Here is a 13,149-nt window from a genome sequence, read left to right on the forward strand (position 1 = left end):
CTTTTGCTGATGGAGCTGCACATGAACCCATTCAAAGGCCGGCATTTTCAGCGTGACATCATTCTGTGGGCCGTACGCTGGTACTGCAAATACGGCATCAGTTACCGTGAGCTGCAGGAGATGCTGGCTGAACGCGGAGTGAATGTCGATCACTCCACGATTTACCGCTGGGTTCAGCGTTATGCGCCTGAAATGGAAAAACGGCTGCGCTGGTACTGGCGTAACCCTTCCGATCTTTGCCCGTGGCACATGGATGAAACCTACGTGAAGGTCAATGGCCGCTGGGCGTATCTGTACCGGGCCGTCGACAGCCGGGGCCGCACTGTCGATTTTTATCTCTCCTCCCGTCGTAACAGCAAAGCTGCATACCGGTTTCTGGGTAAAATCCTCAACAACGTGAAGAAGTGGCAGATCCCGCGATTCATCAACACGGATAAAGCGCCCGCCTATGGTCGCGCGCTTGCTCTGCTCAAACGCGAAGGCCGGTGCCCGTCTGACGTTGAACACCGACAGATTAAGTACCGGAACAACGTGATTGAATGCGATCATGGCAAACTGAAACGGATAATCGGCGCCACGCTGGGATTTAAATCCATGAAGACGGCTTACGCCACCATCAAAGGTATTGAGGTGATGCGTGCACTACGCAAAGGCCAGGCCTCAGCATTTTATTATGGTGATCCCCTGGGCGAAATGCGCCTGGTAAGCAGAGTTTTTGAAATGTAAGGCCTTTGAATAAGACAAAAGGCTGCCTCATCGCTAACTTTGCAACAGTGCCCGCTGCCCTACCTCTCACTAGTGAGGGGCGGCAGCGCATCAAGCGGTGAGCGCACTCCGGCACCGCCAACTTTCAGCACATGCGTGTAAATCATCGTCGTAGAGACGTCGGAATGGCCGAGCAGATCCTGCACGGTTCGAATGTCGTAACCGCTGCGGAGCAAGGCCGTCGCGAACGAGTGGCGGAGGGTGTGCGGTGTGGCGGGCTTCGTGATGCCTGCTTGTTCTACGGCACGTTTGAAGGCGCGCTGAAAGGTCTGGTCATACATGTGATGGCGACGCACGACACCGCTCCGTGGATCGGTCGAATGCGTGTGCTGCGCAAAAACCCAGAACCACGGCCAGGAATGCCCGGCGCGCGGATACTTCCGCTCAAGGGCGTCGGGAAGCGCAACGCCGCTGCGGCCCTCGGCCTGGTCCTTCAGCCACCATGCCCGTGCACGCGACAGCTGCTCGCGCAGGCTGGGTGCCAAGCTCTCGGGTAACATCAAGGCCCGATCCTTGGAGCCCTTGCCCTCCCGCACGATGATCGTGCCGTGATCGAAATCCAGATCCTTGACCCGCAGTTGCAAACCCTCACTGATCCGCATGCCCGTTCCATACAGAAGCTGGGCGAACAAACGATGCTCGCCTTCCAGAAAACCGAGGATGCGAACCACTTCATCCGGGGTCAGCACCACCGGCAAGCGCCGCGACGGCCGAGGTCTTCCGATCTCCTGAAGCCAGGGCAGATCCGTGCACAGCACCTTGCCGTAGAAGAACAGCAAGGCCGCCAATGCCTGACGATGCGTGGAGACCGAAACCTTGCGCTCGTTCGCCAGCCAGGACAGAAATGCCTCGACTTCGCTGCTGCCCAAGGTTGCCGGGTGACGCACACCGTGGAAACGGATGAAGGCACGAACCCAGTGGACATAAGCCTGTTCGGTTCGTAAACTGTAATGCAAGTAGCGTATGCGCTCACGCAACTGGTCCAGAACCTTGACCGAACGCAGCGGTGGTAACGGCGCAGTGGCGGTTTTCATGGCTTGTTATGACTGTTTTTTTGTACAGTCTATGCCTCGGGCATCCAAGCAGCAAGCGCGTTACGCCGTGGGTCGATGTTTGATGTTATGGAGCAGCAACGATGTTACGCAGCAGGGCAGTCGCCCTAAAACAAAGTTAGCCATTAAGGGAGTTAAATTGAAAATATCATTGATTTCTGCAGTGTCAGAAAATGGCGTAATCGGTAGTGGTCCTGATATCCCGTGGTCAGTAAAAGGTGAGCAACTACTCTTTAAAGCGCTCACATATAATCAATGGCTCCTTGTCGGAAGAAAAACATTTGACTCTATGGGTGTTCTTCCAAATCGCAAATATGCAGTAGTGTCAAAGAACGGAATTTCAAGCTCAAATGAAAACGTCCTAGTTTTTCCTTCAATAGAAAATGCTTTGAAAGAGCTATCAAAAGTTACAGATCATGTATATGTCTCTGGCGGGGGTCAAATCTATAATAGCCTTATTGAAAAAGCAGATATAATTCATTTGTCTACTGTTCACGTTGAAGTCGAAGGTGATATCAAATTCCCTATAATGCCTGAGAATTTCAATTTGGTTTTTGAACAGTTTTTTATGTCTAATATAAATTATACATACCAGATTTGGAAAAAAGGCTAACAATGCGTTGCAGCACCAGTCGCTTCGCTCCTTGGACAGCTTTTAAGTCGCGTCTTTGTGGTTTTGCTGCGCAAAAGTATTCCACAAAGCCGCAACTTAAAAGCTGCCGCTGAACTTAACGTTAGGCATCATGGGTGAATTTTTCCCTGCACAAGTTTTCAAGCAGCTGTCCCACGCTCGCGCGGTGATCGAGCGCCATCTGGCTGCGACACTGGACACAATCCACCTGTTCGGATCTGCGATCGATGGAGGGCTGAAGCCGGACAGCGACATAGACTTGCTCGTGACCGTCAGCGCCGCACCTAACGATTCGCTCCGGCAGGCGCTAATGCTCGATTTGCTGAAAGTCTCATCACCGCCAGGCGATGGCGGAACATGGCGACCGCTGGAGCTAACTGTTGTCGCTCGAAGCGAAGTAGTGCCTTGGCGCTATCCGGCGCGGCGTGAGCTTCAGTTCGGTGAGTGGCTCCGCCACGACATCCTTTCCGGAACGTTCGAGCCTGCCGTTCTGGATCACGATCTTGCGATTTTGCTGACCAAGGCGAGGCAACACAGCCTTGCGCTTCTAGGCCCATCCGCAGCCACGTTTTTCGAGCCGGTGCCGAAGGAGCATTTCTCCAAGGCGCTTTTCGACACTATTGCCCAGTGGAATGCAGAGTCGGATTGGAAGGGTGACGAGCGGAACGTCGTTCTTGCTCTTGCTCGCATTTGGTACAGCGCTTCAACTGGTCTCATTGCTCCTAAGGACGTTGCTGCCGCATGGGTATCGGAGCGTTTGCCTGCCGAGCATCGGCCCCTCATCTGCAAGGCACGCGCGGCGTACCTGGGTAGCGAGGACGACGACCTAGCAATGCGCGTCGAAGAGACGGCCGCGTTCGTTCGATATGCCAAAGCAACGATTGAGAGAATCTTGCGTTGAGCGGCATGTGCGAAAAGTGCATCGACCCGCGCCGAGGGCATCTGATGCCTAACTCGGCGTTCAAGCGGACGGGCTGCGCCCGCCGCTCAACTATGCGTTAGATGCACTAAGCACATAATTGCTCACAGCCAAACTATCAGGTCAAGTCTGCTTTTATTATTTTTAAGCGTGCATAATAAGCCCTACACAAATTGGGAGATATATCATGAAAGGCTGGCTTTTTCTTGTTATCGCAATAGTTGGCGAAGTAATCGCAACATCCGCATTAAAATCTAGCGAGGGCTTTACTAAGCTTGCCCCTTCCGCCGTTGTCATAATCGGTTATGGCATCGCATTTTATTTTCTTTCTCTGGTTCTGAAATCCATCCCTGTCGGTGTTGCTTATGCAGTCTGGTCGGGACTCGGCGTCGTCATAATTACAGCCATTGCCTGGTTGCTTCATGGGCAAAAGCTTGATGCGTGGGGCTTTGTAGGTATGGGGCTCATAATTGCTGCCTTTTTGCTCGCCCGATCCCCATCGTGGAAGTCGCTGCGGAGGCCGACGCCATGGTGACGGTGTTCGGCATTCTGAATCTCACCGAGGACTCCTTCTTCGATGAGAGCCGGCGGCTAGACCCCGCCGGCGCTGTCACCGCGGCGATCGAAATGCTGCGAGTCGGATCAGACGTCGTGGATGTCGGACCGGCCGCCAGCCATCCGGACGCGAGGCCTGTATCGCCGGCCGATGAGATCAGACGTATTGCGCCGCTCTTAGACGCCCTGTCCGATCAGATGCACCGTGTTTCAATCGACAGCTTCCAACCGGAAACCCAGCGCTATGCGCTCAAGCGCGGCGTGGGCTACCTGAACGATATCCAAGGATTTCCTGACCCTGCGCTCTATCCCGATATTGCTGAGGCGGACTGCAGGCTGGTGGTTATGCACTCAGCGCAGCGGGATGGCATCGCCACCCGCACCGGTCACCTTCGACCCGAAGACGCGCTCGACGAGATTGTGCGGTTCTTCGAGGCGCGGGTTTCCGCCTTGCGACGGAGCGGGGTCGCTGCCGACCGGCTCATCCTCGATCCGGGGATGGGATTTTTCTTGAGCCCCGCACCGGAAACATCGCTGCACGTGCTGTCGAACCTTCAAAAGCTGAAGTCGGCGTTGGGGCTTCCGCTATTGGTCTCGGTGTCGCGGAAATCCTTCTTGGGCGCCACCGTTGGCCTTCCTGTAAAGGATCTGGGTCCAGCGAGCCTTGCGGCGGAACTTCACGCGATCGGCAATGGCGCTGACTACGTCCGCACCCACGCGCCTGGAGATCTGCGAAGCGCAATCACCTTCTCGGAAACCCTCGCGAAATTTCGCAGTCGCGACGCCAGAGACCGAGGGTTAGATCATGCCTAGCATTCACCTTCCGGCCGCCCGCTAAATATCTCCTTTTGGGTTGTTAATAAAACATCCAATAAGTTGACTGTGCGTGAAAAAGAAAGTTTTGTGTGATGGCGTTGAAGATCGCACCGTTAAGCTCTTATGTGGGATGGTGCAGAGCTCGACGACTACCGATAAAACGCAACCGCCGCAAACAGACAAGAAAAAGCCCCAACTGATAACAGTTGGGGCTTCAGTATTGTGATTGGTGGAGCAATAGCACCCTGAACCCAAAACCTTCTCGCTCAACCGGTAGTGGCTGATAACAACTCGTGAGGGCTATTGCGGGTTAAGCATTTAGCGATGTCTAGGGCCAGACTGGACGTCTGAACGCAAGCCGCTGATACTGTACATAACCACAGTATCAGCGGAGGATACCCATGTCGCTGGCAAGGAACGCCACGGCGAGTCAATCGCCCACTCAAACAAACGGTTACGAACGCCACCAACCCGACCAGACGCTGCTCTACCAGCTGGTTGAGCAGCACTACCCAGCCTTCAAAGCCTCACTCGAAGCCCAAGGTCAACACCTGCCTCGCTACATCCAACAAGAATTCAACGACCTCCTCCAATGTGGCCGTCTGGAGTATGGTTTCATGCGGGTTCGCTGCGAGGATTGTCATCACGAGCGTCTGGTCGCCTTCAGCTGTAAACGACGCGGCTTTTGCCCTAGCTGCGGTGCCCGCCGGATGGCCGAGAGTGCGGCGCTGCTGATAGACGAAGTCTTCCCCAAGGAGCCCATTCGCCAGTGGGTGCTCAGCTTTCCTTTCCAGCTACGCTTTTTGCTGGCTCGCCATCCCCAGCTGATGGGCCAGGTCTTGAGTATCGTCTATCGTACACTCTCAACTCATCTGATCAAAAAAGCCGGTTACACCAAAGCCTCTGCACAAACTGGCTCAGTGACTCTTATCCAACGCTTTGGCTCCGCGCTAAATCTCAATGTCCACTACCACATGCTGTTTCTCGATGGTGTCTATGCCGAAGATGACTATGGCAAGCAACGCTTCCATCGTGTCAAGGCACCCACTTACGATGAGCTGAATACGCTCGCTCACACCCTCAGCCATCGCATCGCTCGCTGCATGGAAAAGCGTGGGATTTTGGAGCGTGATGCCGAGAATACGTGGTTGACACTGGAAGAGGGCGAAGACGATACGCTGACTCAATTACATGGTGCTTCGGTTACGTATCGCATTGCCGTCGGCCCCCAGCAAGGGCGCAAAGTCTTCACCCTGCAAACCTTGCCAGGGCGTGAGGATAAAGCCGACTCAAGCAGTCGAGTAGCCAACCATGCTGGTTTCTCGCTACACGCCGGTGTGATGGCCGAAGCGCATCAGCGGGATAAGCTTGAGCGCTTGTGTCGCTACATTAGTCGGCCAGCGGTTTCAGAAAAACGTCTGGCATTAACCGCCAATGGGCAGGTGCGTTACGAGCTCAAAACTCCGTACCGCAATGGCACCACCCATGTGATCTTCGAGCCGCTGGACTTCATCGCCAAACTCGCTGCGTTGGTACCTAAGCCGCGAGTCAACCTCACACGCTTCCACGGCGTCTTTGCACCGAACAGCAAACACCGAGTTCAAGTAACACCCGCCAAGCGGGGCAAGAAGCCCGACAAATCGGAAGGTCTCGATACTAACTGGCGTGACAAGAGTCCTGCAGAGCGCCACCGCGCCATGACCTGGATGCAACGCCTCAAGCGAGTCTTCAATATTGATATTGAAGTCTGCGAACACTGCGGCGGTCACGTCAAAGTGATTGCCAGCATCGAAGATCCGAAGGTCATTGAGCAGATTCTCAAGCATCTGAAACAGAAAACAGCCAAGGCGAATGCCGCCAAGCAGCGTGAGCTGCCACCAGAACGAGCGCCGCCACTGACTCCCAGCCTGTTCGATCCATCACAGAGTCGTCTCTTTGACTGACGACCCCAAATCCAACACTGCTCAACACTGCCAACTTTTAAACGGGGCGGTGGGGCAGTTTGTATCTCTCGAGCTATCAGGCTAGAGATTTTACCGCCAAATCGAACCTTATTAGAGCGGTTTAGGCTGGACCGGCAGTTAAAATTGGGGCTTGAGCGGTAAACGAGTGAGGGAATTTCAGGTAAGATACTTCGGATGAGGAGCAAAAAGGTGGTTTATACTTCCTATACCCAACGCCAACCCCATGCCGCCGGGCAGCGCGCCTTTGGGGGTCTTGGCGTCGAACAAGATCAAGTCCGCCGCCCCGGCATAGGCTGCGGCGCGTGCGACATCGCTGGCGCTGGCGACGGGCAGCGCCTTCCACACCGGCTTGCCAAACCGCGCGCGCAACTGGGCCACGCGTTCGGGCGATTCCGAACCGTGCAGCTGCAGCGCGTTCAGCTTGGCTGCCACCAGTGCGTCGGCGATGACAGCATCATCCGCATCGACGAACAAACCGACCATGGCGATCTGGCCAGCTGCGCGCGATGTCAAAGCGCCCGCGACATTCGACGTAACCGCACGGGGCGACGCTGGATAGAACACCAACCCGGCATAGTCCGCCCGCGCCGCGATGGTCGCATCGAGCGCCTCGGGTGTGCTGATCCCGCAAATCTTGATTTTCGCGGGCATGCGGTCAGTCGGGGTTCTGGATCAGCCGCACCAGCGTGCAGTCGGGATCGATCAGGTAGCCGATCCTCAGGCCGCTCGCCTCCAGTTGCGGAGCTTTGAAGCGCGGCCAGCCGGTGCTTTTTTCCTCGGCTCCCGCCGCGTTCACCAATGCCACCATGGCATCGAGATCATCCAACCGCAGGCAACAGCCGAACGAGCTCGTAGCTGGGTCGAGGTCAGGATAGGGGAAGAATTCGAGCTGCAAACCGCCGCGCTGCAGGATCATCCAGCCGCGATCCTTCCAACTCGTCGCAAAGCCCAGCTTCGCATAAAACGCCTCTGTCACATCGAAATCGCGCGATGGCAGATTGGGGGTGACGTGGTCAGCCATGGCTCAGCGCAGCTTGTCGGCCATGCGGGCCGTATGAGTGATTGCGGCGCGGCTATCGGGGGCGGAATGGCTCATCACGATCATGCTGGCCTTGGGGAACGCCGCACCAAACGCGCGCGCTGACGCGGCGTAGTGCTCAGTGTCGGCATCACCGAGATTGCCGAGCGACTTGGCCTTGCTGTCCTTGATCAGGCAGCCACCAAAAGCGATGTCGGTGCCGTCGATCCCAACGGTGATATTGTCACTGGTGTGGCCGGGGCCGGGGTAAAATACCTTGAGCGGGCCAAAGTTGGGCGCGGTTGCTGGTTCGACCCAGCCATTGGCGGCGAAAGTCAGGCTGTGTTGCGCCGCAACCATCCCCTCTTGCGGGGCAAGCTGGTTCGACAACGCATTGGCATAAGTCGCAATCCCCGCCGCATGCAGCGCGTCCATACCGCCCATCTTGTCCTGATGCGCGTGAGTCACCACCGCCAGCGCGACCGGCAGGTTGATCTCCTGCTTGATCCAGTTGAGGATCTGGGCGGTCTGGTCATCGGTCCAGGCGGTATCGACCACCAGCACGCGGCCGCCATCCCTGACGATCAAACCGTTGGAAGCGACTGCCCCGAAACCCGGCATGTCGAGATAGGAAGTGTGCTGCCAGACATTCGGTGCGAGCTGGCGGAAAACCAGATCGCCAAACCGTTGGTCGCCAGTTTCCATTTGCTGGCCAATCGTCGGGCGGATTTCACCGGGCATGCACCCGCTCAGCATCAATGCAGCGGCTAATGCGGTGCTCAGCTTCGCGACCGGGTGCATAATATTGGGCAATTCCATCAAGTTTTCCTTTTATTCAGCATTAAAAACCCCGCAAATGCGAGGCCTAGTAAATAGATGATCTTAATTTGGTTCACTGTAGCAAAAATATGGGGCGAATTCAAACATGAGGTGCGACAGTTTCAAAAGCCATATGATAATCAACAAGCTGAGCAAATTTCTCTAATGGTGTAAGCCAATCTAACGCCTTTCTAGGACGAGTATTCAGTGACATGGCAACTTGATTTAAATAATGCTGATCTGCTGGCAATCAGGGGCATCGGTACGACTGGGCATCATCTTTCCCGTTCTTTTATATGCAGGAAGAACCTGCATTCTCAAGCGCACTCGATGCCTTCCAAAAAGCAGGTAATACTGTCATTGGCAATGACGTTTGGATCGGCTCTGAGGCAATGGTCATGCCCGGAATCAAGATCGGGCACGGTGCGGTGATAGGCAGCCGCTCGTTGGTGACAAAAGATGTGGAGCCTTACGCTATCGTTGGCGGCAATCCCGCTAAGAAGATTAAGAAACGCTTCACCGATGAGGAAATTTCATTGCTTCTGGAGATGGAGTGGTGGAATTGGTCACTGGAGAAGATCAAAGCGGCAATGCCCATGCTGTGCTCGTCTAATATTGTTGGCCTGCACAAGTATTGGCTCGAGTTTGCCGTCTAACAATTCAATCAAGCCGATGCCGCTTCGCGGCACGGCTTATTTCAGGCGTTATGCAGCCAAATCCCAACAATTAAGGGTCTTAAAATGGTAAAAGATTGGATTCCCATCTCTCATGATAATTACAAGCAGGTGCAAGGACCGTTCTATCATGGAACCAAAGCCAATTTGGCGATTGGTGACTTGCTAACCACAGGGTTCATCTCTCATTTCGAGGACGGTCGTATTCTTAAGCACATCTACTTTTCAGCCTTGATGGAGCCAGCAGTTTGGGGAGCTGAACTTGCTATGTCACTGTCTGGCCTCGAGGGTCGCGGCTACATATACATAGTTGAGCCAACAGGACCGTTCGAAGACGATCCGAATCTTACGAACAAAAGATTTCCCGGTAATCCAACACAGTCCTATAGAACCTGCGAACCCTTGAGAATTGTTGGCGTTGTTGAAGACTGGGAGGGGCATCCTGTTGAATTAATAAGGGGAATGTTGGATTCGTTGGAGGACTTAAAGCGCCGTGGTTTACACGTCATTGAAGACTAGTCCTTTGCATAACAAAGCCATCAAACCGGACGCCAGAGATTCCGCGCCTGTTGCGCATGGCTTCGCCATTTTATGCGCAATAGGCGCGCCACCCTGTCGCCGTTTATGGCGGCGTTAGATGCACTAAGCACATAATTGCTCACAGCCAAACTATCAGGTCAAGTCTGCTTTTATTATTTTTAAGCGTGCATAATAAGCCCTACACAAATTGGGAGATATATCATGAAAGGCTGGCTTTTTCTTGTTATCGCAATAGTTGGCGAAGTAATCGCAACATCCGCATTAAAATCTAGCGAGGGCTTTACTAAGCTTGCCCCTTCCGCCGTTGTCATAATCGGTTATGGCATCGCATTTTATTTTCTTTCTCTGGTTCTGAAATCCATCCCTGTCGGTGTTGCTTATGCAGTCTGGTCGGGACTCGGCGTCGTCATAATTACAGCCATTGCCTGGTTGCTTCATGGGCAAAAGCTTGATGCGTGGGGCTTTGTAGGTATGGGGCTCATAATTGCTGCCTTTTTGCTCGCCCGATCCCCATCGTGGAAGTCGCTGCGGAGGCCGACGCCATGGTGACGGTGTTCGGCATTCTGAATCTCACCGAGGACTCCTTCTTCGATGAGAGCCGGCGGCTAGACCCCGCCGGCGCTGTCACCGCGGCGATCGAAATGCTGCGAGTCGGATCAGACGTCGTGGATGTCGGACCGGCCGCCAGCCATCCGGACGCGAGGCCTGTATCGCCGGCCGATGAGATCAGACGTATTGCGCCGCTCTTAGACGCCCTGTCCGATCAGATGCACCGTGTTTCAATCGACAGCTTCCAACCGGAAACCCAGCGCTATGCGCTCAAGCGCGGCGTGGGCTACCTGAACGATATCCAAGGATTTCCTGACCCTGCGCTCTATCCCGATATTGCTGAGGCGGACTGCAGGCTGGTGGTTATGCACTCAGCGCAGCGGGATGGCATCGCCACCCGCACCGGTCACCTTCGACCCGAAGACGCGCTCGACGAGATTGTGCGGTTCTTCGAGGCGCGGGTTTCCGCCTTGCGACGGAGCGGGGTCGCTGCCGACCGGCTCATCCTCGATCCGGGGATGGGATTTTTCTTGAGCCCCGCACCGGAAACATCGCTGCACGTGCTGTCGAACCTTCAAAAGCTGAAGTCGGCGTTGGGGCTTCCGCTATTGGTCTCGGTGTCGCGGAAATCCTTCTTGGGCGCCACCGTTGGCCTTCCTGTAAAGGATCTGGGTCCAGCGAGCCTTGCGGCGGAACTTCACGCGATCGGCAATGGCGCTGACTACGTCCGCACCCACGCGCCTGGAGATCTGCGAAGCGCAATCACCTTCTCGGAAACCCTCGCGAAATTTCGCAGTCGCGACGCCAGAGACCGAGGGTTAGATCATGCCTAGCATTCACCTTCCGGCCGCCCGCTAGCGGACCCTGGTCAGGTTCCGCGAAGGTGGGCGCAGACATGCTGGGCTCGTCAGGATCAAACTGCACTATGAGGCGGCGGTTCATACCGCGCCAGGGGAGCGAATGGACAGCGAGGAGCCTCCGAACGTTCGGGTCGCCTGCTCGGGTGATATCGACGAGGTTGTGCGGCTGATGCACGACGCTGCGGCGTGGATGTCCGCCAAGGGAACGCCCGCCTGGGACGTCGCGCGGATCGACCGGACATTCGCGGAGACCTTCGTCCTGAGATCCGAGCTCCTAGGGATCGCCTCAGAAAACGGAAAATAAAGCACGCTAAGCCGTAAGTAAGCGTGCTCCTGTGAAAGCCACAGCTAAAACTGCGTAGTACACATAGAGGTATTTTTTTCTAGATTTATATCGAATTTCGTTATCGAATTTCGCTTATTATTGATCAACTCGTTGCAGATCATGAAGGCGAAAGTATGACGAATAACCCTACCGATGACAGCAGACCATGGTCGGTCTTTCTTATTTTTCTGCGGCTTGGATTGACATCTTTTGGCGGCCCCATTGCGCACTTGGGCTACTTCCGCGCCGAATTTGTCACACGGCGGCGCTGGCTCTCCGAACGGAGCTATGCTGACTTGGTCGCGCTTTGTCAGTTCTTGCCAGGGCCTGCAAGCAGCCAGGTCGGCATAGCGGTAGGACTGTCTCGGGCTGGATACAGCGGGGCGCTGGCTGCTTGGGCTGGCTTCACGCTGCCGTCTGCCATAGCCTTGATCCTTTTTGCGCTCGGCATCTCCAGCTATGGCGATTACGTCTCGCAGGGCGCGTTGCATGGCTTAAAAGTGGTGGCTGTGGCCGTGGTCGCTCAAGCAGTATGGGGCATGGCGCGTAACCTATGCACGGATGGGCTGCGAGTCACCATCATGGCAATTGCTACCTGCGTCGTTTTACTTGTGCCGTCCGCGTGGGGACAGGTTGGCGTGATTGCTATCGCAGGCATCGCAGGCCGGTTATTGTTCAAGCCAGCGAAAGTTGTTGAGCATGACCCCCTACCTATCACGGTCAGTCACCGGGCCGGCGTGCTTTGGCTCTCGCTGTTCTTTGTCTTGCTGATTGGCCTGCCGGTGTTGGCCGAACTGATGCCAAGTCAAACCATGGCAATGGTGGATTCCTTCTATCGTGTCGGATCACTGGTGTTCGGCGGTGGTCACGTTGTGCTGCCATTACTGCAAGCCGAAGTGGTGCCCTCCGGCTGGGTCAACAATGAATCCTTTCTCGCGGGGTACGGGGCAGCTCAAGCGGTGCCCGGCCCTTTGTTCACGTTCGCCGCGTTTCTTGGTGCCTCGATGAACACCGCCCCGTCGGGCTGGATCGGCGGCATTGTGTGTCTGCTGGCTATCTTCGCGCCCTCGTTCTTGCTGGTCGTCGGATCAATGCCATTTTGGGAGCGTTTGCGCCGCAATACAGGCATCCAAGCTGCGCTGGCCGGGATCAATGCCGCTGTAGTCGGCTTGCTGCTGGCCGCGCTGTATCAGCCTGTATGGACTAGCGCCATCTTTCAGCCGCAAGACTTCGGCTTGGCATTAGTTGCCCTTGTCGCACTTATGTTCTGGAAGCTCCCGCCGTGGCTGGTTGTCCTCGGTAGCGGTGCAGCTGGGTGGCTGTTGAGCGTCGCTCTGTGAGGCACAAAAAATGACTGACAAAGACCTCTACGGCGGTTTGATCCGCCTGCACATCCTTCACCATGCAGCCGAGGAACCTGTCTTTGGGCTGGGGATCATCGAAGAGCTACGCCGACACGGCTACGAGATGAGCGCTGGCACCGTGTACCCGATGCTGCACGGCCTGGAAAAAAAAGGCTATCTGACCTCACGCCACGAACGCACCGGGCGACGTGAACGGCGTGTTTATGACATCACTGAACAAGGCAGAACTGCACTTGCTGATGCGAAAACAAAGGTCAAGGAGCTGTTCGGAGAGTTGGTAGAAGGTGGTTGAGTTTTT

The 13,149-nt window shown here is 55.4% G+C and carries 16 protein-coding genes and 2 pseudogenes; 13 read left to right on the plus strand and 5 right to left on the minus strand.

From position 1 onward, the window contains the following. The first annotated feature begins 21 nt into the window (after positions 1 to 21). Positions 22 to 726: an IS6-like element IS26 family transposase gene (locus MZ182_RS20555; RefSeq protein WP_001067855.1), complete on the plus strand. Its 705-nt coding sequence runs from the start codon at positions 22 to 24 to the stop codon at positions 724 to 726. Positions 727 to 785: 59 nt separating this feature from the next. Here MZ182_RS20555 and intI1 read toward each other — a convergent pair whose 3' ends face one another. After that, complete coding sequence (intI1, locus tag MZ182_RS20560; protein WP_000845048.1) at positions 786 to 1,799, minus strand: class 1 integron integrase IntI1; 1,014 nt, start codon at positions 1,797 to 1,799, stop codon at positions 786 to 788. A 157-nt stretch (positions 1,800 to 1,956) separates the two neighbouring features. Between intI1 and dfrA17 the strand changes: the two genes are divergently transcribed. The 5 genes from dfrA17 (at position 1,957) to MZ182_RS20585 (ending at position 6,681) form a co-directional block, all read left to right on the plus strand. Beyond that, on the plus strand, positions 1,957 to 2,430 hold the full coding sequence (gene dfrA17 / locus MZ182_RS20565) for a trimethoprim-resistant dihydrofolate reductase DfrA17 (RefSeq protein ID WP_001389366.1): 474 nt from the start codon (positions 1,957 to 1,959) through the stop codon (positions 2,428 to 2,430). A 130-nt stretch (positions 2,431 to 2,560) separates the two neighbouring features. Then, a complete protein-coding gene (locus MZ182_RS20570) occupies positions 2,561 to 3,349 on the plus strand; it encodes an ANT(3'')-Ia family aminoglycoside nucleotidyltransferase AadA5 (RefSeq protein ID WP_000503573.1) in 789 nt (262 codons plus the stop codon). Positions 3,350 to 3,554: 205 nt separating this feature from the next. Then, positions 3,555 to 3,902 (plus strand): quaternary ammonium compound efflux SMR transporter QacE delta 1, encoded by a 348-nt coding sequence (locus tag MZ182_RS20575; RefSeq protein WP_000679427.1) that lies wholly within the window; start codon positions 3,555 to 3,557, stop codon positions 3,900 to 3,902. After that, the gene (gene sul1 / locus MZ182_RS20580) at positions 3,896 to 4,735 is read left to right on the plus strand and encodes a sulfonamide-resistant dihydropteroate synthase Sul1 (RefSeq protein WP_000259031.1); all 840 of its coding nucleotides are present in this window, start codon (positions 3,896 to 3,898) and stop codon (positions 4,733 to 4,735) included. Before MZ182_RS20575 ends, sul1 (MZ182_RS20580) begins: the two co-directional genes overlap by 7 nt. Positions 4,736 to 5,139: 404 nt before the next feature. Beyond that, the gene (locus MZ182_RS20585) at positions 5,140 to 6,681 is read left to right on the plus strand and encodes an IS91-like element ISCR1 family transposase (protein WP_000050481.1); all 1,542 of its coding nucleotides are present in this window, start codon (positions 5,140 to 5,142) and stop codon (positions 6,679 to 6,681) included. A gap of 177 nt (positions 6,682 to 6,858) precedes the next feature. Here the strand turns inward: MZ182_RS20585 and MZ182_RS20590 are convergent, their stop codons facing one another. From MZ182_RS20590 to MZ182_RS20605, 4 genes and pseudogenes are all read right to left on the minus strand, one after another. After that, on the minus strand, positions 6,859 to 7,353 hold the full coding sequence (locus tag MZ182_RS20590; protein ID WP_223231887.1) for a phosphoribosylanthranilate isomerase: 495 nt from the start codon (positions 7,351 to 7,353) through the stop codon (positions 6,859 to 6,861). A gap of 4 nt (positions 7,354 to 7,357) precedes the next feature. Next, positions 7,358 to 7,723, minus strand: coding sequence for a bleomycin binding protein Ble-MBL (ble, locus tag MZ182_RS20595; RefSeq protein ID WP_004201167.1), 366 nt, complete (start codon positions 7,721 to 7,723; stop codon positions 7,358 to 7,360). 3 nt (positions 7,724 to 7,726) lie between these two features. After that, on the minus strand, positions 7,727 to 8,539 hold the full coding sequence (locus tag MZ182_RS20600; protein ID WP_004201164.1) for a subclass B1 metallo-beta-lactamase NDM-1: 813 nt from the start codon (positions 8,537 to 8,539) through the stop codon (positions 7,727 to 7,729). 100 nt (positions 8,540 to 8,639) lie between these two features. Further along, positions 8,640 to 8,783: pseudogene (locus tag MZ182_RS20605) on the minus strand (IS30 family transposase); the annotation flags it as partial. Between MZ182_RS20605 and MZ182_RS20610 the strand changes: the two are divergent. The 7 genes and pseudogenes from MZ182_RS20610 to MZ182_RS20640 form a co-directional block, all read left to right on the plus strand. Next, positions 8,782 to 9,195: pseudogene (locus MZ182_RS20610) on the plus strand (CatB-related O-acetyltransferase); the annotation flags it as partial. The pseudogenes MZ182_RS20605 and MZ182_RS20610 overlap by 2 nt on opposite strands. 84 nt (positions 9,196 to 9,279) lie before the next feature. Beyond that, positions 9,280 to 9,732, plus strand: coding sequence for an NAD(+)--rifampin ADP-ribosyltransferase Arr-3 (locus tag MZ182_RS20615; protein WP_001749986.1), 453 nt, complete (start codon positions 9,280 to 9,282; stop codon positions 9,730 to 9,732). 222 nt (positions 9,733 to 9,954) lie between these two features. Beyond that, a complete protein-coding gene (locus tag MZ182_RS20620; RefSeq protein ID WP_000679427.1) occupies positions 9,955 to 10,302 on the plus strand; it encodes a quaternary ammonium compound efflux SMR transporter QacE delta 1 in 348 nt (115 codons plus the stop codon). Further along, positions 10,296 to 11,135 carry a sulfonamide-resistant dihydropteroate synthase Sul1 gene (sul1, locus tag MZ182_RS20625; protein ID WP_000259031.1) on the plus strand — a complete coding sequence of 280 codons (840 nt, stop codon included), beginning with the start codon at positions 10,296 to 10,298 and terminating at the stop codon, positions 11,133 to 11,135. Before MZ182_RS20620 ends, sul1 (MZ182_RS20625) begins: the two co-directional genes overlap by 7 nt. A 127-nt stretch (positions 11,136 to 11,262) precedes the next feature. Next, complete coding sequence (locus MZ182_RS20630; RefSeq protein WP_000376616.1) at positions 11,263 to 11,466, plus strand: hypothetical protein; 204 nt, start codon at positions 11,263 to 11,265, stop codon at positions 11,464 to 11,466. Between the two features lie 155 nt (positions 11,467 to 11,621). Then, a complete protein-coding gene (gene chrA, locus MZ182_RS20635; RefSeq protein ID WP_000184001.1) occupies positions 11,622 to 12,827 on the plus strand; it encodes a chromate efflux transporter in 1,206 nt (401 codons plus the stop codon). Between the two features lie 10 nt (positions 12,828 to 12,837). Continuing rightward, a complete protein-coding gene (locus MZ182_RS20640; protein WP_000130000.1) occupies positions 12,838 to 13,143 on the plus strand; it encodes a PadR family transcriptional regulator in 306 nt (101 codons plus the stop codon). Positions 13,144 to 13,149: the final 6 nt, after the last annotated feature.

It is taken from the genome of Shewanella sp. JNE2 (assembly GCF_023159115.1).
Lineage (GTDB): Bacteria > Pseudomonadota > Gammaproteobacteria > Enterobacterales > Shewanellaceae > Shewanella > Shewanella putrefaciens.